Source organism: Alkaliphilus flagellatus, from assembly GCF_018919215.1.
Taxonomy (GTDB): domain Bacteria; phylum Bacillota; class Clostridia; order Peptostreptococcales; family Natronincolaceae; genus Alkaliphilus_B; species Alkaliphilus_B flagellatus.
This window is the reverse complement of the sequence record NZ_JAHLQK010000005.1, coordinates 15,470-37,066: the sequence shown is the minus strand read 5'-3', so window position 1 is coordinate 37,066 and position 21,597 is coordinate 15,470. Positions and strand designations below refer to the sequence as shown.

The window sequence follows — 21,597 nt, the reverse complement described above, 5'->3', positions numbered from 1 at the left end:
TTTATTCACCTTCCTTCGGCGTTAGGTATTTCCAAACAATACTATTATTATATTTGGCAATTCTTACATGCTCATCAGTTTCTACTTCTAGTCCTAGTCCATATACCTCTTTTAAAATAAAAGCATTAGAATCTGGTGATTTAACTGCTGCACCTAAAGTATCTTGATTGCCTATAGCTTTTATAATAAATGGTTGTCCATAGGTATGATTATTTATAGTAATAGTATATCCTGCACATTGAATTTCTGATATACTCATTATTCTTTGTCCATTAATAGACAGTGCTTCTGCTCCTGCTATTTTTAAGTCATTTATAATATTGAGTACATCTGCATCATGTACAATAACATCATTTGGATTTTCCCACTCGTACAATTCTCTCTCACTATCACTAAGCTTAATAATAATTCCAGGACCTTCTAAGTCCACAAATCCACTTATGGTTTTGAGTTGTTCATTTTCTTTTTTCAAAACATCTTTAATACTTCCGCCTTCTCGAATAGCATTTTCATATTCAATAAGTTTACTTTTATTAGAAGCTATGAGTTCTTTCATATTTGAGACTTCTTCCTGTTCTCTTTTCACCATATTTTGAAGGTCTGTTATCGTTTTTAAGCTTACAAAGCTATAATCACCTTGTACGTTCTTCACTTGAATAGCTATAAAAAAACCAAGAATAGTGCATAAAAGAATTATTATTATTATTTTATTTAACTGTATTTTCATAATTACACCTCTACTTTTCTAGGAAGTAGCATCTATAGGTTTTGCATATTTAAAGTTAGTGGTTTTATTATAACGAGGTATTACAACATTGTTTTCCTTTTTTATATTAACCTGCAATTTGTATAGTTCTCTCATTTCTTCAATAATTCCAAACCTCATATTAAGGGCTGCGTATAATGATTCTGCATCACCAACTACTTTTATAGTAAAGGGTGGTAAGGTGGGTACAGAATTAACTAGTACAGAATTTGAAGTGTAATAAATTTCAGTTGTTGAAGTATATCTTTGATCATTAATTGAAATAGCCTCTGCTCCTGCTCCATTTAGTTTGTTAATAACACCTAAAAGAATATCATAGTTATACATAATAAAACTGCTTTCTCCATGGCCGGGATGATCTTGTATAGGATCATCAATTGTAACAACAATTCCAGGACCCTCAATAGTTTTATATCCAGATACTACTTGGTACTTTTCCAAATCCTTTTTTAAATTTTTAATAATAAAACTTTCATCAGCCTCTGACATTTCGTATTCCTTTAATCTTTTTTCCAATTGTGTTAACTCTTCTGTCAGACTACTTTTTTCAACTCTTAATTCCTTTAACTCTAATGCCAACTGCTGTGCCTTTTGACTAGATAAGAATCCTCCGGCATTTCCTTTTACTGCTTTAAATTGCATAGATATAGTTAAACCTAAAATAGCACAAAGGACACCTAAAGCAACCTTACCGTTTAGTTCTTTCATAAGCTAGTCCTCCCATGTATTCCTATCTTTTACAGAAATGTGACCTTCATATCTCATATCAATTACAACATTTCTAATGTTTTTTGTATATAGATTAACTAGTATTTCATCTAAGGCTACCATAAGATAGGCAGGATTTTTCCCTTCACCTAACAATACATCTACACCATCAAAGGTAATTAAACGAATATTATTTTCCTCGGTAATATTAATTTCAGATATCATCTCAAATATTGAAGTCATCTTTGCCGCTTTTAGCAAATCCATAACAACCTTCAATCCTTTATCATTAGTAGCCTCAATCTTTTCGCCTACCTTAAAACTTTTAAATTCTACACCTGTAATTAATATATGATCATTAGCAATATAACTATCCGATGCATTTAGCACTATATTTTCTTCGTCTATATATATATATGACCCCATATATGGTATTATAGCATATTCTTGTCGTTCCTTCACTTCAATTGTAATAGTTCTAGGAAGTTTTCTCTGTACCTTCGATTCTTTAATGTATGGATGAGATACTATGTCTTTTTCTATTTCTTTCAGATTATACTTGAATATATTTCTATTAATAACTAAATTAGAAAGATTAATAATTTCTTCTGATTCCACTTGTTCATTACCCTCTATTACTATGTTCTTTAAATTCATCAAGTCTGATTGTAATAAATAATATATTCCCCAAAACATAAATACTAAAGCAAATAATATACTGGAAACTCTTGTCTTTATCTTACGGGCTTTTTTTCTCTTTTCAATGTAGCTTTTCTCTTCAGCCGCCATTTTTTCACCCCTACCTTCACAGCTTGTCCACTAAAAGACTATATTAAGTGCAGCTATTTGGCCGCTCCTAATATAAACTTACATTCATTTAATTTTTAATAGACAGATTTACTGTTTTCTTATTCTAGCACCTAATGTACCTAACACTTCATGGATATTTTCATATCCTCGTTCTACATGCTTTATATTCTCTACAATTGTTGTACCTTCTGCTGCTAGACCTGCTACTATTAAAGCAGCTCCTCCTCTTAAATCCTGTGCAACTACTGTTGCACCACTTAATTTGGCCACACCTTTAACTATAGCTATTCGTCCATCTACTTTAATATTAGCTCCCATTCTCACTAATTCATTAGCATGCTTATAACGATTTTCAAATATATTCTCAGTAACTATTGTTATTCCATCACTTAGAGTCATTAAACTCATCATTTGTGCTTGCATATCCGTAGGATAGCCAGGATAAGGTAGGGTTCTAATTGATTCTACAGCTTTAATTTCTTTAGGAGCTATAAGTTTTAGACTATGATTATAAATTTGAACTATGCATCCACTTTCCCTAAGTTTATACAATGTTGATTGCAAATGTTCATGTATAACATTTTTTAACACTATTTCACCTTTTGTAATAGCCGTAGCTATTAAATAGGTACCAGCCACAATTCTATCTGGTATTATATTATGCTCTACATCATATAGCTTCTCTACGCCTTCGATACGGATAGTGGCCGTTCCAGCACCTGAAACCTTAGCACCCATAGCATTTAAGAAGTTTTCTAAATCAATAATTTCAGGTTCTCTAGCAGCATTTCTAATAACAGTTGTTCCTTTAGCAAATATTGCTGCCAACATAATATTTTCTGTAGCACCAACACTTGGAAAATCTAATTGAATATCAGAACCCCTTAATTTAGTAGCTTCACAAGTTAAAAAACCATGTCTTTCCTCTATTTTCGCTCCCATTTCTCGTAAAGATTTCAAATGTAAATCTATAGGTCTTGGCCCAATTTCACAACCACCTGGGTAACTTATTTTCACCTTACCACATCTTGATAACATAGCTCCTAAAAAAATTATAGATGATCTCATTTCCCTAACTAGTTCTTCTGGTATTTCGTAGTTTGTCAATTCTTTAGAATTTACAACAATTGTTCCATTTTCTCTTTTGACTGAACAACCCAAAGATGTTAATATTTTTTCCATAATATCCACATCTAAAAGTTTAGGTATATCGTGAACAACATTAATACCGCCATTTAGTACAGTAGCAGCTAAAATCGGTAATACCGAATTTTTGGCCCCACCTACTCTAACCTCTCCACCAATCCTATTGCCTCCATCAATAATGAGTTTACTCACTATCCAGTCACCTCCAGAACTAATAAATATTTATTAAAAATTGCACAGTATGTATCAAAAAACAAATATATAAACATCATATGCAAAAGTTCTAAAGGTGTGTCATTATTAATGATCAATGTTTATTTAGAAGGCTTTCTATCTCTTTGTATATACGATCAGCAGCATCGGTAATTCCTTCTTTTCTACTTGCAGCTTCCATGGACTTTAAGGTGTCCTTATTATTTAATATTTTTCCAATTTGTCTATTTAATACTTCTCCATTTAGTTCGTCTTCACGAATAACTACTGCTGCTCCTTTACTACCCATAGCATTTGCATTATATTCTTGATGATTTTCGGCCGTATGAGCTTTGGGAATAAGTATAGCAGACTTCCCTACTGCTGTAACCTCTGCAATAGTAATCGCACCTGCGCTACATACAATCAAATCACAGGCCTTTAGGGCATAAGGCATATCATTAATGTAAGGAAGTATTTCATGATTATTAGCTAAATCTTCTTTATTGATATTTTCAGTTGTATTTTTATACAATCTTTTGCCAGTAACTAAAATAATCTTAAAATTTTTAGGTTTATATAGCTTTAACATCTCTACTACAGTATTGTTTATTTTAAGAGCACCTCCACTACCGCCTACAACAAGTACAATAGGTAAGTTTGACTTAATGCCATATTTTTCTTTTGCTTCTTCCTCTGTAACATTAAAAAACTCTCCACGTATAGGGTTTCCTGTTACTACTAGTTTGTTCTTACTTTTAAAGTATTTTTCTGCCTCTTTAAAACTAAGGGCAATTTTATCTACATACTTATCTAAAATACGATTAGTAAGACCTGGAAATACATTCTGTTCATGTATTATTGTCTTAATACCTAGTTTAGATGCCATATAAACAACAGGACCACATACAAATCCACCTGTTCCTATAACAATATCTGGCCTAAAATCTTTTATTATCTTTCTTGCTTCTAATATACCTTTAAAAAGCATACCTGCACTTTTTATATTGTGAAGAGAAATTTTTCTTTTTAAATAACTTACGGTAACAAACTTTATTGAATAGCCGGCCTTAGGTACAATATCACTTTCCATACCTTTTTCAGTTCCAATAAATAATATTTCTGCATTTGGATGCTTTTCCTTAATTTTGTTGGCAATAGATATTGCAGGATAAATATGTCCACCAGTACCCCCACCACTCAAAATCACTCTCATCTTGTTCAGCTCCTGTCTAAGTTAGTATGTTTAGATATGTTTAGCAGAATTCCTATAGACGCCATAAAAGTAACTAGAGAACTTCCTCCGTAACTTATGAAAGGAAGAGCCATACCTGTAACAGGCATAGATGATGTTGCAACTGCAATATTTATCATAACCTGTACAGCGATCATAGTAATAATACCAGTAGCCATAACGCATCCTTGTATATCTCGTGCACTCATAGCAATTTTTATTCCTCTCCATATTAAAACCATAAATAAAAGAATAACAGTTGCTCCTCCAATAAAACCTAGTTCTTCTGCAATAATAGCAAATATAAAGTCATTTTGTGGTTCTGGCAAGTAAAAATGTTTCTGTACGCTTCTACCAAGCCCTCTACCAAATATACCACCAGTACCTATCGCTAATAAGGACTGTATTACTTGAAATCCAGTATCTGCTGGGTCCTGCCATGGATCTATGAAAGCTGTAATTCTATCAGTTTTATATCCTTTTCCAGTCAATAAAATAACTGCAAGCATTGCGATTAATCCTGTAACTCCAGTTGTAGCTATTGCCATAAAGTGCGAGAATTTAATGCCTCCCACAAAGACCATAGCGAAAATCATAACAACTACTACAAAGGCTGTACTAAAGTCTGGCTGTTCATAAATTAATCCAAAATACAGTCCCATAATTAATAAGTAGGGCAGAATACCTTGTGAAAAAGTTTGCATTTTTTCTTTTTTACGACTAATGCTAGTTGATATAAATATTATTGATGCAAGTTTAGCTATATCCGAAGGCATAAATGTAAGAGATCCTACTCCAAGCCATCTTTGCGCATAGTTTCTTGTAATACCTAATGGTGTTAATACTGCAATTAAAAGAATTATACTTACAACAAAAGCAAGATTCGCATATTTAGACCAATGCCAATAATTTATTCTAGAGAAAAAAATCATGGCAAAAGTACCAACGGTAGACCATATTAAAACTCTTTTTAGATAATAATAACCATCGTTCATATTAACTAAAGTATATGAATAACTTGAACTAAACACCATAATTATCCCAATTATAACCAACATACATACGGAAATAAATAGAATAAAGTCTTGGGGTTGTTTTCTGGCCATACTTTTACCTCCTTAACTGTGCAACAATTTCTTTAAAATGTTTTCCTCTCATTTCAAAGTTTTCGTACATATCCCAGCTAGCACATGCGGGAGAAAGTAGTATAGTATCTCCATTAGTTGATATATTGTAAGCACTTTTAACTGCATCTTCTAAATTTTCAACTCTAGTTACATAGTCAAAGTTTAGCCTCTTAGCAGTTTCCAATAAAGTCTGTGCTGTTTCTCCATATACAAACATATGCCTTACCTTTCCATTAAAAGCATTGATAAAATCATCAAACTCTGTTCCTTTATCAAGTCCCCCTGCCAATAATAGAATAGGAGTATCTATAGCTTCTAAAGCTTTAATAGCTGCATCAGAGTTAGTAGCCTTGGAATCATTAATAAACTTTACTCCATTAATAATATCTACAGGCTCTATTCTATGTTCTACTCCTATAAATGTTTTTAAAGTATGTTTAATAACTTCTATATCCACATTTAAAGAAAGAGCTATGGCAGTAGCAGCTAAAGCATTTTCTAAATTATGCTTACCTGGAATATATATTTCATCTATAGAAATAATATCTATTTTTTCTCCATCTTTTATCAATACAATCTTTTGATTATCAACAAAAATACCTTCTTTTAATAGTGTTTTTCTACTAAAATAAATTTTAGTTGCGCTTAATGTCTTACTTCTCTCACGTAATGTTAAATCATCATAGTTTATTACTGCAATATTGTTAGCTACTTGATTTTTAAACAAATTGAATTTTGCCTCTTGGTAATTTTCCATAGTTTTATGTCGATTTAAATGATCTGGAGTTAAATTAAGGATTGCCCCTACCTCTGGTTGGAAGTCAACTATGCTTTCTAATTGAAAACTACTGGTCTCAATTACAATTACATCATCTTCATTTGTTTCTAATGCCTTAGATATAAAAGCTACACCAATATTACCAACTACATGAGCAGTTCTTCCAGCATTTTTAAAAATTTCTCCAACCAAAGCAGTAGTAGTTGTTTTTCCATTGGTTCCTGTAATAGCTACAATATGTCCTTTAGACAATCTATAGGCCAATTCTATTTCACCTATAATTTCTATTCCTTTGTTTTTTATTTGATCTATAAATGGTATATCTAATGGTACCCCTGGAGAAACCACTACTAAGTCTAGGTGCCCTAATGACTCTATAGTTTCTGGATGTTTTCCTAATATGTAGTTAACATTTAGATTCGACAACAAGCTAATGCTGTCTGTTAAATACTCTTCTTTTTTTAAGTCATTTACAACTACATTTGCACCTAACTGACACAAAGCCTTTACCAATGGTACTCCAGTAACTGCCAAACCAATAACTAGTACATTTTTACTCTTTAGATTCATACATACACCTGCTTTCTTAATTTAAAGCCAATACTCCTACTAAGCAAAGAACAACGGTAACAACCCAAAACACAACTACTATCTTAGTTTCTGCCCATCCACTAAGCTCATAATGATGGTGCAATGGGCTCATTTTAAATATACGTTTTCCTGTCAGTTTATATGAAACTACTTGTAAAATAACTGATAAAGATTCTGCAAAATATATACCACCTACTATAGGTATAATTAAAGCTACATTCATAAGTATGGAAACAGCTGAAATTGCTCCCCCTAATGCTAAGGAACCTGTATCTCCCATAAAAACCTGAGCTGGATGAGAATTAAATTTTAAAAAACCTAAACATGCTCCGGTTACTGCAGCAGAAAAAATAGCTAGGCTAGTATATCCCCAGTTCATAGCCAATAGGGCAAAGAAAGCTGCAATAATAAGAGTTACACCAGAAGCTAATCCATCTAAACCATCAGTTAAATTTACACTATTTACAGTAGCTACTACTACAAAGACTATAAATGGTATATATAAAATTCCTAAATCTAAGTATTGAGGTATAACAATATTTCCAAAAGTAAAGCTTCCTTTTATAAATGGGACAATTATTTTAGTTCCCATAACAGAAATACTAGATTGATATATTGCTAAAAAAACTGCAACTACGATTTGAAGACTTAATTTTTGATATGCCCTTAGGCCTAAAGACCGTTTTAATACTACCTTTATAAAGTCATCAATAAATCCAATTAATCCAAATGCCACAGTGGCCCCTAATGCAACTAATAAATCTCTATTAATTAAACCTGATGTGAAGGAAGTAACTAATATAGATGCAATTATAATTATGCCTCCAATAGTAGGGGTCCCAGTTTTTTGCAAGTGACTTTTAGGCCCCTCTTCTCTTACTGTTTGACCCACTTTAAGTTTCTTTAAAAATGGAATTATTAATGGTCCCAAGATTAGGGTAACAAAAAATCCTATAATAATAGTATATATAATCTGTCTATGTTCTAACATCATTGCATTATCTCCTCTCTTGTAAAAACCTTACAATTTCCTCCATTGTCATACCCCTAGAACCTTTTACTAAAATAGCGTCATTTTCATTTATATGTTTTTCTAGAATATTAATAGCTTCCATATTACTAGGCACTGAAAAAATTTTCCGCTCATCTAGTCCATGTTCCTTAGCTTCCAAACCTATCCAATCGGCCATCTCCCCAACAGTAATTAATATATCAATTTTCTTTTTAGCTAAATACTCTCCCACGCTTCTGTGTCCTTCTTCCGCAAAGCTTCCCATTTCAAACATATTACCTAATACTGCAATCTTCCTAGGAGCTTTCATGGTTTGTAAAACATCTAAAGCTGCTTTCATAGAATCTGGACTAGCATTATATGCATCGTTAATAATTTTCATATTATTCTTCTCTATTACTTCTAGCCTCATTTTAGATGGTTCGAAGTTGTCTAATCCCCTTTGTATTTCTTCTACAGTCATATTATATTTTAGACCAATCCATACTGCAGCTAATCCATTATATACATTATGTAGACCAAGCTGTTTTATTTTAAATGTTATAGGCTTACCTTCAATATCTACTGTAAAGTTGCTTCCACCCTCACCTAAATCCTCAACCTTAGTAGGGTAGAAATCATTACTAGAGGATAATCCATAAAAAATTACTTCATAATCTTTATTAGTTTTATCAATATTTTTTAAATGTTCATCATCTCCATTAACTAGCAAATAGTTTCCCTTAACTAGGTTAGTAGCTATTTCCATCTTAGCCTTCATAATATTTTCTTTACTACCAAAATGTTCGATATGAGAAACACCAATATTTGTTATTACTCCAATTTTAGGATTTACAATATTAACTAGATCTAATATTTCTCCATAGGATGACATACCCATTTCAAGTACAGAAATCTGATGGTGATTTTCTAAATTCAAAAGTGTCATAGGTAGGCCAATCTGGTTATTAAAATTACCAATGTTCTTATGTACATTATACTTACCAGATAAAACTCCACTAATTAAGTCCTTAGTAGTTGTTTTTCCAACACTACCCGTAACACCTATAAATGGAATATTAAATAAGTTACGATAGTAACGCCCTATATTCATTAATGCTTCTAAAGTATCCTTTACTTGTATAATAGTTATATCCTTCGATATACTTATATTCTCTAGCTTACCTTCTTGTATTAATACGGAACTGGATCCATTTTTTATGGCATCTTCAATAAACATATGGCCATCAAAATTTTCACCTATTAAAGGGATAAACATGCTACCTGCTTCAATTGTACGAGTATCTGTAGATATTTTATTAACTGTATCCATATTACCTTTATTAATTATAACGCCATTACATGCCTCCACAATGGCTTCAATACTTTGTTCAATCATATTAGTCCTTCCTTCCTAGCTATTTCTATCGCTACCTTACGATCATCGAAAGGTAGCACATCTTTACCTATAGTTTGCGTTACTTCGTGACCCTTACCTGCAATAATAATTATATCGTTATTTTTTGCAATTTTCATGGCATATTCTATTGCAGATTTTCTATCCTCTACAACCTTATATTTATCTGTTACTTTTTTTATTCCTGATTCAATCATTTCTATTATTTTTAAGGGATCTTCAGTTCTTGGATTATCAGATGTAATAACGCTATAGTCGCTAAGTCTACCAGATATTTCACCCATTACAGATCTTTTAGTTGTATCCCTATCTCCACCACATCCAAATACTGTAATTATGTGATTTTTAGCAAATTCCTTGGCAGATTGAAGTATATTTTCAAGAGCGTCTGGAGTATGGGCATAATCTACAATCACTGCAAAATCCTTTATTTCTTCAATTATTTCAAATCGTCCTGGTATACCCTTCATGCCATTTAGACCAACACATATTTCGTCTAAGCTTAATCCAAGAATGTAACAGATTACAATTGCTGGCATTATATTATAAACAGTAAATATACCAGGTATTTTAACATAAATAGATCTTGTCCCAACTGGCATATGTATGTCAAAATGTACGCCCTTAATATCTACATTTATATTAGTAGCATAAATATTAGCCTTTTCTTTAATACCAAAGGTTAGTAGAGGTACTCTAAGTTTTTTTATTTCATCTGCTATTATCTTTCCATGAAAATCATCAACATTAATAATATTACATAATGTTGTCTTATAAAACAACTTTTTCTTTGCATTTCTATAATTATCCATATTACTATGAAAGTCTAAGTGATCGGGAGTTAAATTAGTGAATACACCTATAATATACGTACATCCTTCTACTCTTCCTAACTCTAAAGCATGGGAAGAAACTTCCATTATACATGTATCTATTTCTTCTTTTAGCATTTCAGCAAATATTTTCTGCAAGTCCAAGGCTTCTGGTGTAGTTCGAACAGCCTCCCTTTCTATATCTCCAATCCAATTTGATATAGTGCCAATTAGACCAACATTTTTGCCATGAAACTCCAAAATACTTTTAACCATATATGTAATTGAAGTTTTTCCATTTGTGCCTGTAATACCTATTACTGGTAATTGTTTTGTAGGTTCCTCGTAAAAACGGTTTGCAATTAATGCCATTACTTTTCTCGCATTTTCAACTTGAATAACAGTTACATCATCTGTTTCAATTTCCTTTTCTGTAACAATCGCTGTAGCACCTCTATTAATTGCATCTCTTACATATAAATGTCCAGTAGTTTTAAAACCATCTATACATATAAATAAATTATCTTTTTTTATTAATCGTGAATCAAAATGAACATCATTAATCTCTATGTCAATGTTTCCTTTAACTTTAATAACTTCAATATTGTTTAATAATTCTTTTAAGAGCATCTGGACACCTCCAAGTACTATTAGGTATTATTAACTGTTATGTTGCTTTTTAAAAGGCAACTAAAAATTAAAGTATAATTCTTTAATTTTTAGTTGCCCACTTTAAAAATATTATTATGTCATATACACCGTTATCGATCTTATTCGGGCTTGAATTCAACACTTATTATTGTACCTGTTTCAACCGTTGTACCTACTTCAGGATATTGACTAGATGCTAAGCCACTTCCACTTATTTTTAGTTTTAAACCCAAATTATTTAAAATTATATTAACTTCCTTTATGGTCTTACCCTTTAAATCTGGAACTTCCACAGTGGAAGGAATATTTTCATTTGGTTTAGTATAAAGCAAAATAATAGATTTTTCTGGTACATTGGCCCCTGGTTTTGGGAACATATCAACAACGATAGCATTTTCATCTGCATAATATTCTGGTTCAGTATTAAATTGAAGATTATTGTCAATTAATATTTTAGATGCTTCTTTAACAGTAATATTTCTAACCTCAGGTATTGTTACTTTTGCTCTACCAAACTCCTCTTCCTCTTTATCCGTATATTTCGGCTTAATATCTAAATACCTAAGTGTCTCTTCCAATACTTCCTTAACTATTGGAGCTGCCGTTGTACTTCCATAAGTACTAAAGCCTTGTGGTTCGTCAACTATTGCTAATATAGCTAACTTAGGATCATCAGCTGGCGCTATTCCAACAAATGAAGATACATATAATCCTTGAGCGTAACCTTTTCCAACAACTTTTTGTGCCGTACCAGTTTTGCCTCCTACCCTATATCCTGGAATATAGGCATGACTCCCAGAACCGTCAGCAACAACCGCTTCCATCATCTCTCTCATTGTCTTAGAAGTTTTTTCCGAAATAACCTGTCTAATCATTGTTTCTTCAAAGCGATGAACTACATTTCCATCATCGTCAGTTAACTCCTTGACTATTCTAGGCTTCATTAACTTTCCATCATTTGCAATGGCAGCTACTGCATTAACTAGCTGTATTGGTGTTACAGAAATACTTTGACCAAATGAAATTGTTGCAAGTTCTACTGGTCCTACATTATTTATAGAATACATAAGAGACTTTCTCTCTCCTGGTAAATCTATTCCTGTAATATCTGATACACCAAATCCATCTAGATAATTATAGAATGTTTCTACTCCCATTTTCTGTCCTAGCTCAACAAATACCGGATTACATGAGTTTTGTACTGCCTCTACTAAAGTTTGATGCCCGTGAGGATTATACCATCTCCAACATCTAATCCTCTGTCCTGCCACCATTATATATCCATTATCAACAAATGTACTCTGCGGTGTGACAACTCCCTCTTCTAGAGCTGCAGCTGTAGTTAACAGCTTGAACGTAGATCCTGGTTCATAGGTATCATTTATTACTGGATTCCTCCACATAGCATACCATGCTTCTAATTGCTTCTCTTGATCCATTGTCTCGATTTGTTTTTTTAATTCTTCATCTATTGGAGTCCTTGGAGAGTTAGGATCATAGTCTGGTTTAACAGCCATCGCCAACACTTCACCAGTCTTAACATCAGTTACAATTACAGACACACGTTTTGCCTTATTAACTTCTAATGCATTTTGAACTGCCTTTTCTGCAAAGTGCTGTATAACCTCATCTATTGTCAACACCACATTGAGACCATTCTCTGCTTGGTGATACTTTTCTGTACTAAAAGAAAGTTGTCTACCAGCTCCATCTGTATTTTTAATCCATCTACCTGGTATACCACTCAAATACTTTTCATACTCTAACTCAATACCAGCCATACCCTTATTATCATCAGTTGTATGACCAAGAATGTATGCAGCAAAGTTTCCATAAGGATAAAACCTTTTATTATCTTCAGAAACAGAAATACCCTTTAGTCTTTCTGCTCTAATCGCTTTTGCACGTTCATCATCGATATATGGAGCAATCTTTACTATATACTGGCTAGTTTTTATTTTTTTCAACACTGTTTCTTCATCTAATTCTAAAATACTCGATAAAACTGCTGCTGTTTTTTCAGGTTCATCTACTTCGTTAGGATGTACCCATACTGTATTTGTACTGGCACTTATTGCTAGTTCTTTTCCATTTCTATCGTAAATTACTCCACGTTTTGCAGGTATAGGAATATCCCTGGTTTGATATCTATTGGCTAGTTCCTTATACTTTTCTCCTCTTACTATCTGTATCCATCCTAGTCGTATTATAAGTCCAAATAAAACTAAAGATACGGCTGTAAAAATAAATAAAAGTCTTCTTTTGCTAGAAATACTAGGTTGTGACACATAAATTTCCCCCTTTAAATCCTTATATAGCTAACTAGTCTTGAAAAAAAACTACTCAAATTTTTATTTTCCTCTTGTTGATCAAAATTACCATCCTTTGCTTTATTAATCTCGCTAGTAAGCATTGTAACCTTTGTAGGATTAATATTAATATATATCATTTGGTCTGAAGATGGATAATCCATTCCTAATCTGGTTTTTGCTTCACTTTCAATCCATCCTGATTTTGAAACCTTTTCAACTTCCACTCTCAACTTTTCCTTTTCAATCTCTAATTTCTCTATCTGATTTTGCAAGCTATTAACTCTATGTTTTACTTCGGTAATAGCCATGAATCTTGTTAATAATAATATGCTAAAGGCAAATACAGTAGCAAGAGCAATAGCTATAACAAATTTTTCGAATTTATAGTTTTTCTTTAGCTTCTTGCTTTTACGAGTTTTAGACTGTTGCTTTTCTTCTACTTGTTCATGTATATAAGCAGATTCTTTTCGAGCTAATACCAATTTTATTCATCCTCTCTCCAATTTAGAACTGGACTATATTTTTTCAATTACACGTAACTTAGCACTTCTCGATCTTGGATTTACTTCTAGTTCTTCATCTGTAGGTAATATTGGCTTACGTGTAATTATTTTAACCGTAGGTTTTTTATTACATTGACAAATAGGAAACTCTGTTGGACAAGTGCAAGGATTACTAAGAGCCCTAAAAGCATTTTTTACAATTCTATCTTCTAGAGAATGAAATGTAATAATACAGATCCTTCCACCTTTATTCAGTTTTTCAACTGCTGCTTCTATAGTATTTTTAATAATATCTAGTTCACCATTTACTTCTATTCGTATAGCCTGAAATGTCCTCTTGGCTGGATGAGGTCCATCAATACGTGCTCCCTTAGGAATTGCTCGTTTAATAATATCTACTAGTTGGTGAGTAGTAACTATCTCTTCATCATTTCTAAACTTTACAATAAACTGTGCTATACGCTTTGCCCATTTTTCTTCCCCATAGCTTTTGATTATATCTTCAAGATCTTGTTCAGAATAGTTATTTACAATGTCTTTAGCTGTTAAAATGTTACGGTTGTCCATTCGCATATCTAATGGTGCATCATTCATATAAGAAAATCCTCTTTCAGCCTCGTCTAGCTGATGGGAAGATACGCCTAAATCAAGAAGGAGCCCATCGAATCCCAATATTCCAAGGCTTTCTAGTACATAACTTAAATTACTAAAATTATCTCTAACTAATTTAACTCTATCCATCATATTCGACAGTTTTTCAGAAGCTGCTTTAATCGCATTTTCATCCTGGTCAATTCCAATTAATAATCCATTTTGTCCTAAACGCTTTGCAATTTCCTTAGAATGACCCGCACCTCCCAGAGTACCATCTACATAAATACCATTTTCTTTTATATTTAAGTTTTCTATGCACTCTTCTAATAATACTGATATATGTTTAAATTCCATTTAATCACCTTCATCATATATATTAAATACCTAGTTCTGCCATTTTACTTGCTATTTCATCATAGCTTAAATTTTCATCACTATTGTATTCTTGCCATTCTACATTGCTCCAAATTTCTATTCTTGTACCTACTCCTATAATTACTGCATCTTTTTCTAAAATAGCATGTTCTCTTAAATTGGTAGGGATTCTTATTCTTCCCTGACTATCTAATTCACATTCAGTTGCTCCAGAAAAAAAGAATCTCACAAATGCTCTTGCATCCCTATTTGTTAATGGTAATTGCTTTAGTTTATTTTCTAATATACTCCACTCATCCATAGAATAAATAAATAAGCAATTATCCAATCCCTTTGTAAGGATGAAACGCTCACCAAGTTCTTCTCTAAATTTTGCTGGAATACTCACTCTTCCCTTAGTATCTACCGAATGTCCATATTCCCCAATAAACATTTTCATCCCACCTTTATGGGCTTTTAACCCACTACATGCCACTTTGCACCACTTTTACATACTAATTCTATCATTTTTCCTAAAATCCTTCTATATATTAAATTAAATTGCAAAAAATAAAAAAGTCGTATGTTTTATCACACCGACTCCTGTCACAATTGAAAATTCAGTTTAAATTTTTAATTGCTCAAAATATTATTAATCTCTAGTTTTTTTAATATATTAACCTAATAAAAAGATATTTAGTTTTTCAAAAAAATAAAAAGCTGCCGTTTCCCACGGCAGCTATGATTAGCTATCTAATATATTAGTATAACTATTATTAAAATTTTGTAATTAACTATCTAGATTTTTAGTATAGTTAATTCTATATATTTAAGACATGTTATTATCTTTAACTGGTTATTAAGATAACTTAGTTAGAAGTTAACTTTATCTGTCTATAGTAACTCACTATCAATTCATCTAGTTGAGTACTCAAATCATATATTAAGCTATTGTCTACCTTATTTAAAATCATTTCATTTAACATCCCCTGTAGTCTCTCGATTTCATTTTTCAACATGTTTTCACCCCAATTTTCCTTTTCTCATGTTTAACAATGTCATTATACGATTAGTCATGATTAAATATTAGTTAAATAATCAAAGTTTGTCAAATAAAGTTAGGGTGATTTATATTAATATTATTGATATTTTCTGTTTTTTTCTCTTAATTTCTCGATTTAATAATCTAAATCTTTCTTTATGGATAACTTTGTATTATTATAGAGTTTTTTTGTATTTTATATAAATATCAAATAATTATTGTTTATAAATCTATTCTCTTATTCTTCGTTTTCTTAAAATTTGACCCATAAAAATGGCACCTATAATGCTTACTATACTTATCAATTGGGCAACTCTAAAGGGTCCAAACATTAAACTATCAGTCCTTAAACCTTCTATGAAATATCTCGCAATAGAATATAAAATTAGATACAGGATAAATATGTGCCCATCATACTTTTTCTTTTTAGAATAATACAATAAAAATATAAAGACTCCAAAATTCCATAATGATTCATACAAAAAAGTTGGATGCACTTTAACTCCATTGATTTCAATACCCCAAGGTAAGTTTGTAGGTCCTCCATGAGCTTCCTGATTAACAAAATTACCCCATCTTCCAATTGCCTGCCCTAATATAATACTTGGAGCGCATATATCAGCTAAAGTCCAAAACCCAATTTTTTTATACCGACAAAATAAATACCCGACTAATACACCCGCAATAATAGCACCATGTATAGCTAAGCCTCCTTGTCTTATATTTATAATCTCTTTTGGATTTTTACTATAATAATCCCAGCTGAAAATAACATAATATGCCCTCGCTCCAACAATTGCTACCGGTACAGCTATAAGTGCTAAATCCATTATGACATCATTATATAAACCCTCTTTTTTAGCACGATAAGTAGCTACTGCAATTCCAAACAATATACCTAGAGAAATTAAAATCCCGTACCAGGCAACATCTACTCCGAAAATTCTAAAAGCTATCGGATCCATTTTTAACACCTCTCCTATAATTTACTATAAACATATTTTAAAATCGATATAGTAGATTATATTACATTTGACCAATATTGAAAAGGCAATCGATAATATTTTAAAATTGAAAGAATGTCATATATAACTCATAAAATTAAGATCCCTTTATTATTGACAGAACTTGTCTTTCTTTTAAGAAGTGATTTTTTAATCTTTCTTCAACTTTTTCAAAAGAAGTTTCTTTTAAAACATCTATGTATTCAATAAAATTTATATCCTTAAAAAAATATGATATAAAGGAGCTTCCAATGAATTCTATAGAGTTAAAATAACTAAGATTTTCTCCAATTTGCTTTTTCTTTATGCGCTGAAAGTCCTCCTTATTAAGTCCTTCCTTTATTTTTTTCTCTATATAATTATTAGTAATCTTTAATACTTCCTTAGGATCCTTTGACTCTCCACCAATAATAGTATGTCCATAATTTAAATCACCTGAATACTCTCCTCCAAAAGAATCATCAATTAGCCCTTTATCGTATAAACTTTCAAATAGTTCTGAGCTCTTTCCAAATAGAATATCTAATAAAAGTCTTAATTCTACCTCCTTCTCTAAAAGTTTCCGTCCCTTTAAATCTAAATCAATATCCTTATATCCAATATAAAATAAAGGTGTAGATACAGACATCTCCTCTTCTATTAGTACTTGGCCTATTGATCTACTTTCCGCTGGATAATACCGGTCTATATCAATTGGCTCTTTATTTTTAGAACTATCTTTAAAATATTTTTCTATAGTTTTAAACACTTTATCTTTATCTAAATCTCCAACTATAAATACAGCCATGTTGCTAGGATGGTAAAATGTATTATAGCAATTGTATAAATCTTCTTTTGTAATTTTATTCACACTTTCTACAGTTCCTGCAATCTCATTTTTTACTGTATGTTCCCTATACATAGCTTTAAGTAAATTGAAATATACTTTCCATTCTGGATTATCATCATACATTTTAATTTCTTGCGCAATAATACCCTTTTCTTTTTCTACATTTTCCTTAGTAAAATATGGAGACTGAACAAAAGAAATTAAGTCCTTTAAGTTTTCATAAAAATGATCAGTTGAAGTAAAGTAATATGCAGTAATATTAAAATTGGTATATGCATTTACATTAGCTCCCCTAGCGGCAAATTTATCAAAAACATTACCTTCAGGCTCTTCAAACATCTTATGCTCTAAAAAATGTGCAATACCTTCAGGAACCTCATAGACATTATCTTCTTTGTTTGTTTTAAACTTTAACTCATTAGATCCAAAGTTAGTAGCAAACATAGCATATTGTTTCGTATATCCCTTTTTAGGCATATAAAATATTTTAAGTCCATTATTTAATTTCTTTTCATAAACTATCTCTTTAATTAAATTTCCTCTATGTTCAATAATTTCCATAAAGTATACCTCCCTATGCTTCATTTGTAAGAAAATAAATAGTATCTAGCTTTATTTTCTTCGCAACTTCTACAATCTGATCTATTGTAACTGACTCTATTTTTGTAATTAAGTCTTCTATAGGTTCAATATTATTACTAAATACTTGACCATATAAATACTCCGCTAAACTACTAGAGCTATCCCCAAATTCTCTTATTGAGTTAATGATTGACTTTTTAGCATAATCTATTTCTTGATCTGTAATATTTCCTTTTTCCATTTCAATTATCTGCTTAGCAATTACATCCTTTGTCATTTCAAAATTCTCTATTTCTATACCACTGCTAATTAACATTAGAGACTTGTATTTTTCAACTCTTGAAAAAATATAATAACAAAGACTATTTTCTTCTCTCACTTTTATAAAAAGCTTAGAGTGAGCCCCCCCACCCAGTATACTCGAATATAGCATTAATGCAGGATATAAAGTGTCATAATAAGGTATATTTGTTCTATACCCTAATGTTAGTTTACCTTGGCTAATATCTACTTTTTCTTTTATTTCCTTTACTCTTAGATGGTTTACTTCTTCTATTTTGTTTTCAAGATAAACGATTTCATCAATATTTATTTTAAGCGTATTTAGCAATATTTCTTTTATATCCTCATGCTTCATATTTCCGACAGCTATAATATCTAATGGGCTAGTTGTAATCACTTTTTTATAGTGATTATAAAGACTTTCTGGCGTTATATTCTCTAAATCCAATACATTACCATATTCATAAATACCGTAATTTTCATCTTTACACATTATCTCAATACATCTATCTATTGCATATTTCATTTTATCGTTGATACGACTATTTATCCGATTTTTTAAATTCTCCTTTTCTTGATCAACATAACTTTTTATAAATACCCCATTATCTAAAATAGGATTTGTTAGAATATCATTGGCAAGCTCTACGCCTTCCTGTAAAACATTGTCCTTTCCTATATAATTTTCATCAGCTACAGACATTGAAAATCTAATAATTTGTCTCTCTCCCTTTTTAGCTACATCACCAAATACATATGCGCCGTATAAATCCTCTAGCTTCTTAGATAAATCCTTAGAAGTTTTATATGTATTAGTGCCTCTCTGTAACACCATTGGTAAAAGTGCATTGTATGTAACCTCTTCCTTAATCAAGGGTCTTTGGACATAAAAATTAATTAGGTTTGTTTTAAACTTATCTTCATTAAGTGTATGTAAAAATACATTTTTTTTAATTTCTTCACTTTTAATTTTATTCATTTGTATGCCTCCTAATATAATTACTCATTAGCCTTATATTTTGCAAGCTCTATTCTTTTTAATAATTCGTGAATCATATATTCATCTGGCGCCCATCCATATATCTGGACAAATTTTATATCTTGTGGAACTTCCAAGGATTTCATTACATTTTGTACCATTTCTAAAGAAGAATTCTTTTGAGATTGATTTGAGACATGTACAATTATAATCTGTCCAACACCATATTCCATTAGTCTTCCCACTTCTTCCTCAATTAACCTTTTATTTAAAAAACTTAATCTGATTTTATTATTATCATATCCATCTTTTTTTAGTAAATTCCTTATTTTTTCTCTAAATAAGACATCTTGCTTTATATAAGTTTCATTTAAAGTTTCTTTATTAAATACCTCTCCAATTAATACTATTCCAGCTCTACTTTTATCTATAACCTGTATGCTAGAATTAACTTTTTCTAAATACGATTCTGCTATTAACTCACTATCCCATAAATAGTTAGTAGATTTAAATTTCACACTTTCAGTCTGAAATTTAGTTTCCTGAACCATGCCGTGGTGTAACTCTATATCTTTTGTTCCTACTAATGAAATAGGTGTAACAATAATTTGAGAATTCCCATTATTGATTGCTTGTTGTATGGTTTCTTCTATATAAGGAGCTTGATTTACATATCCTTTATATACTATATAATCTTCACCTAGATTTTCTTGCAGTTTTTTAGTAATTAGTTCACTATAAAATGTATTTATATTTCTACCAAATTTTTCTATCAAAATCTTATGCTTATATAAATCAAAAGGTAGTTTATAAAATTTGAGAAATGCATTAGTATCTTTGAAGTTTTTAATAAGGATTGATGGCTTATATGTTGGTAGATCAATGTCAAACAATAATATAATTGCTGTTTTATTATCACTTATATTATTGTTGTTAAACTTTTCATATGCAATTTCATATTTGCTACTTATAAGAATAGTATTTGCAATTAAATATCCTATAATTAATCCACTTATAACTTTTTTATAATATCCAAATTTATTGTTTTTTTCTTTACTAATTATCAAATATAATAAAATTCCTAAAACCATATACAATATCCTCTCAAATGTACCATTTGTAAGAAGACTTAGTATTATAATTAATATAAATAAAAAAGATCTAATAAAAACACTCATCTTTACCCCCCTTTTTCAGATCAAATGTTTTCTTATTATGAATATATGTAATCAAAAATGAATAAAGACGAAGAATATCTTCGCCTTTATTCATTCTATGCACCTGGTGTTATTCTTCTGATAATTTCTTCTACTTCTGTAGCAAATCCGCTTATTGGTCGACCTTGTCCTATATCTCTAGCTATATTTTCTATTCTTGTAAATAAATCTGGGTCTGCAGTTACAGAAACCCTATCTATATCTCTATCAGCTCTTCTAACTGCATCCTCTACTTCTTTTTTAATTTGAGCATTTAAATTTCCCTTTGTACCTGATGTCAAATTAATACCAACCAATGCAGTATTGTCAGTAATAACTACTGTTGCACTTCTAACATCCTTTAATTTAGTAACTTCATTTACAATCTCATCAGCCCTATCAGATAAAGTTCCATTCATTCTATTATCTGTAGTTGTTCTATTGTCTGTAGTTATTCTATTATCTGTATCTGTAGTCATTCTATTGTTTCCTGGTGCCATATTGTTTGTGTCTGGAAGATTATTATCTGTTGTAGTTCTATTCCTGTCTATAGTTTGTTGATTTGGAGCCGGTTGAGGCACTGGTCTTTCAGCTGGTCTACATCCTATTGCTGCTATTGATACAAGGAGTACAATACAAATTACTAATAATATATTTTTATTTTTCAAAATATCACCTCCTATATATATTGTTGCTC

20 protein-coding genes are annotated in these 21,597 nt (G+C 31.1%); all 20 read right to left on the bottom strand.

Going from position 1 to position 21,597, the window contains the following annotated elements; genetic code table 11:
• Nucleotide 1 precedes the first annotated feature (1 nt).
• The 20 genes from KQI88_RS12840 to KQI88_RS12745 all read right to left on the bottom strand — a co-directional run bounded on the left by KQI88_RS12840 (nt 2) and on the right by KQI88_RS12745 (nt 21,568).
• Nucleotides 2-727 (bottom strand): DUF881 domain-containing protein, encoded by a 726-nt coding sequence (locus KQI88_RS12840; protein WP_216417966.1) that lies wholly within the window; start codon nt 725-727, stop codon nt 2-4.
• 18 nt (nt 728-745) lie between these two features.
• Nucleotides 746-1,474: a DUF881 domain-containing protein gene (locus KQI88_RS12835; RefSeq protein ID WP_216417963.1), complete on the bottom strand. Its 729-nt coding sequence runs from the start codon at nt 1,472-1,474 to the stop codon at nt 746-748.
• 3 nt (nt 1,475-1,477) lie between these two features.
• Nucleotides 1,478-2,263, bottom strand: coding sequence for a cell division protein FtsQ/DivIB (locus KQI88_RS12830; protein WP_216417961.1), 786 nt, complete (start codon nt 2,261-2,263; stop codon nt 1,478-1,480).
• A gap of 108 nt (nt 2,264-2,371) precedes the next feature.
• A complete protein-coding gene (gene murA, locus KQI88_RS12825) occupies nt 2,372-3,622 on the bottom strand; it encodes a UDP-N-acetylglucosamine 1-carboxyvinyltransferase (RefSeq protein WP_216417959.1) in 1,251 nt (416 codons plus the stop codon).
• Between the two features lie 115 nt (nt 3,623-3,737).
• The gene (gene murG / locus KQI88_RS12820) at nt 3,738-4,838 is read right to left on the bottom strand and encodes an undecaprenyldiphospho-muramoylpentapeptide beta-N-acetylglucosaminyltransferase (RefSeq protein ID WP_216417957.1); all 1,101 of its coding nucleotides are present in this window, start codon (nt 4,836-4,838) and stop codon (nt 3,738-3,740) included.
• 5 nt (nt 4,839-4,843) lie between these two features.
• On the bottom strand, nt 4,844-5,962 hold the full coding sequence (gene spoVE / locus KQI88_RS12815; RefSeq protein WP_216417955.1) for a stage V sporulation protein E: 1,119 nt from the start codon (nt 5,960-5,962) through the stop codon (nt 4,844-4,846).
• 4 nt (nt 5,963-5,966) lie between these two features.
• Nucleotides 5,967-7,331 carry a UDP-N-acetylmuramoyl-L-alanine--D-glutamate ligase gene (gene murD / locus KQI88_RS12810; protein WP_216417953.1) on the bottom strand — a complete coding sequence of 455 codons (1,365 nt, stop codon included), beginning with the start codon at nt 7,329-7,331 and terminating at the stop codon, nt 5,967-5,969.
• Nucleotides 7,332-7,347: 16 nt separating this feature from the next.
• Nucleotides 7,348-8,346: a phospho-N-acetylmuramoyl-pentapeptide-transferase gene (gene mraY / locus KQI88_RS12805; RefSeq protein ID WP_216417951.1), complete on the bottom strand. Its 999-nt coding sequence runs from the start codon at nt 8,344-8,346 to the stop codon at nt 7,348-7,350.
• A gap of 4 nt (nt 8,347-8,350) precedes the next feature.
• Nucleotides 8,351-9,742 carry a UDP-N-acetylmuramoyl-tripeptide--D-alanyl-D-alanine ligase gene (locus KQI88_RS12800; RefSeq protein WP_216417949.1) on the bottom strand — a complete coding sequence of 464 codons (1,392 nt, stop codon included), beginning with the start codon at nt 9,740-9,742 and terminating at the stop codon, nt 8,351-8,353.
• Nucleotides 9,739-11,202: a UDP-N-acetylmuramoyl-L-alanyl-D-glutamate--2,6-diaminopimelate ligase gene (locus KQI88_RS12795; RefSeq protein ID WP_216417947.1), complete on the bottom strand. Its 1,464-nt coding sequence runs from the start codon at nt 11,200-11,202 to the stop codon at nt 9,739-9,741. Before KQI88_RS12795 ends, KQI88_RS12800 begins: the two co-directional genes overlap by 4 nt.
• A 140-nt stretch (nt 11,203-11,342) precedes the next feature.
• Nucleotides 11,343-13,511 (bottom strand): penicillin-binding transpeptidase domain-containing protein, encoded by a 2,169-nt coding sequence (locus tag KQI88_RS12790; RefSeq protein ID WP_216417945.1) that lies wholly within the window; start codon nt 13,509-13,511, stop codon nt 11,343-11,345.
• A 14-nt stretch (nt 13,512-13,525) separates the two neighbouring features.
• Entirely contained in the window at nt 13,526-14,017 is a 492-nt protein-coding gene (locus tag KQI88_RS12785; RefSeq protein ID WP_216417944.1) for a cell division protein FtsL, read from the bottom strand.
• A gap of 33 nt (nt 14,018-14,050) precedes the next feature.
• Nucleotides 14,051-14,986, bottom strand: a complete 936-nt coding sequence (gene rsmH, locus KQI88_RS12780; protein WP_216417942.1) for a 16S rRNA (cytosine(1402)-N(4))-methyltransferase RsmH — start codon at nt 14,984-14,986, stop codon at nt 14,051-14,053.
• A 22-nt stretch (nt 14,987-15,008) separates the two neighbouring features.
• Nucleotides 15,009-15,440, bottom strand: a complete 432-nt coding sequence (mraZ, locus tag KQI88_RS12775; protein WP_212378421.1) for a division/cell wall cluster transcriptional repressor MraZ — start codon at nt 15,438-15,440, stop codon at nt 15,009-15,011.
• A gap of 415 nt (nt 15,441-15,855) precedes the next feature.
• Nucleotides 15,856-16,005: an aspartyl-phosphate phosphatase Spo0E family protein gene (locus KQI88_RS12770; protein WP_216417940.1), complete on the bottom strand. Its 150-nt coding sequence runs from the start codon at nt 16,003-16,005 to the stop codon at nt 15,856-15,858.
• 253 nt (nt 16,006-16,258) lie between these two features.
• Nucleotides 16,259-16,993, bottom strand: a complete 735-nt coding sequence (lgt, locus tag KQI88_RS12765) for a prolipoprotein diacylglyceryl transferase (protein ID WP_216417938.1) — start codon at nt 16,991-16,993, stop codon at nt 16,259-16,261.
• 136 nt (nt 16,994-17,129) lie between these two features.
• A complete protein-coding gene (gene yfmH / locus KQI88_RS12760; protein WP_216417936.1) occupies nt 17,130-18,422 on the bottom strand; it encodes an EF-P 5-aminopentanol modification-associated protein YfmH in 1,293 nt (430 codons plus the stop codon).
• A 13-nt stretch (nt 18,423-18,435) separates the two neighbouring features.
• On the bottom strand, nt 18,436-19,704 hold the full coding sequence (gene yfmF / locus KQI88_RS12755; RefSeq protein ID WP_216417934.1) for an EF-P 5-aminopentanol modification-associated protein YfmF: 1,269 nt from the start codon (nt 19,702-19,704) through the stop codon (nt 18,436-18,438).
• A gap of 20 nt (nt 19,705-19,724) precedes the next feature.
• Complete coding sequence (locus tag KQI88_RS12750) at nt 19,725-20,882, bottom strand: hypothetical protein (RefSeq protein WP_216417932.1); 1,158 nt, start codon at nt 20,880-20,882, stop codon at nt 19,725-19,727.
• Between the two features lie 95 nt (nt 20,883-20,977).
• On the bottom strand, nt 20,978-21,568 hold the full coding sequence (locus tag KQI88_RS12745; protein ID WP_216417930.1) for a YhcN/YlaJ family sporulation lipoprotein: 591 nt from the start codon (nt 21,566-21,568) through the stop codon (nt 20,978-20,980).
• Between the last annotated feature and the right edge of the window lie 29 nt (nt 21,569-21,597).

Bases quoted from the DNA above. Each gene is read 5' to 3' on its own strand.
- murD (WP_216417953.1), bottom strand. From the start codon at position 7,331: ATGAATCTAAAGAGTAAAAATGTACTAGTTATTGGTTTGGCAGTTACT.
- yfmH (WP_216417936.1), bottom strand. From the start codon at position 18,422: ATGGAAATTATTGAACATAGAGGAAATTTAATTAAAGAGATAGTTTAT.
- mraZ (WP_212378421.1), bottom strand. From the start codon at position 15,440: ATGTTTATTGGGGAATATGGACATTCGGTAGATACTAAGGGAAGAGTG.
- rsmH (WP_216417942.1), bottom strand. From the start codon at position 14,986: ATGGAATTTAAACATATATCAGTATTATTAGAAGAGTGCATAGAAAAC.
- murG (WP_216417957.1), bottom strand. From the start codon at position 4,838: ATGAGAGTGATTTTGAGTGGTGGGGGTACTGGTGGACATATTTATCCT.
- KQI88_RS12840 (WP_216417966.1), bottom strand. From the start codon at position 727: ATGAAAATACAGTTAAATAAAATAATAATAATAATTCTTTTATGCACT.
- spoVE (WP_216417955.1), bottom strand. From the start codon at position 5,962: ATGGCCAGAAAACAACCCCAAGACTTTATTCTATTTATTTCCGTATGT.
- KQI88_RS12830 (WP_216417961.1), bottom strand. From the start codon at position 2,263: ATGGCGGCTGAAGAGAAAAGCTACATTGAAAAGAGAAAAAAAGCCCGT.
- KQI88_RS12835 (WP_216417963.1), bottom strand. From the start codon at position 1,474: ATGAAAGAACTAAACGGTAAGGTTGCTTTAGGTGTCCTTTGTGCTATT.
- KQI88_RS12795 (WP_216417947.1), bottom strand. From the start codon at position 11,202: ATGCTCTTAAAAGAATTATTAAACAATATTGAAGTTATTAAAGTTAAA.
- yfmF (WP_216417934.1), bottom strand. From the start codon at position 19,704: ATGAATAAAATTAAAAGTGAAGAAATTAAAAAAAATGTATTTTTACAT.
- KQI88_RS12800 (WP_216417949.1), bottom strand. From the start codon at position 9,742: ATGATTGAACAAAGTATTGAAGCCATTGTGGAGGCATGTAATGGCGTT.
- KQI88_RS12750 (WP_216417932.1), bottom strand. From the start codon at position 20,882: ATGAGTGTTTTTATTAGATCTTTTTTATTTATATTAATTATAATACTA.
- lgt (WP_216417938.1), bottom strand. From the start codon at position 16,993: ATGGATCCGATAGCTTTTAGAATTTTCGGAGTAGATGTTGCCTGGTAC.
- mraY (WP_216417951.1), bottom strand. From the start codon at position 8,346: ATGATGTTAGAACATAGACAGATTATATATACTATTATTATAGGATTT.
- KQI88_RS12770 (WP_216417940.1), bottom strand. From the start codon at position 16,005: ATGTTGAAAAATGAAATCGAGAGACTACAGGGGATGTTAAATGAAATG.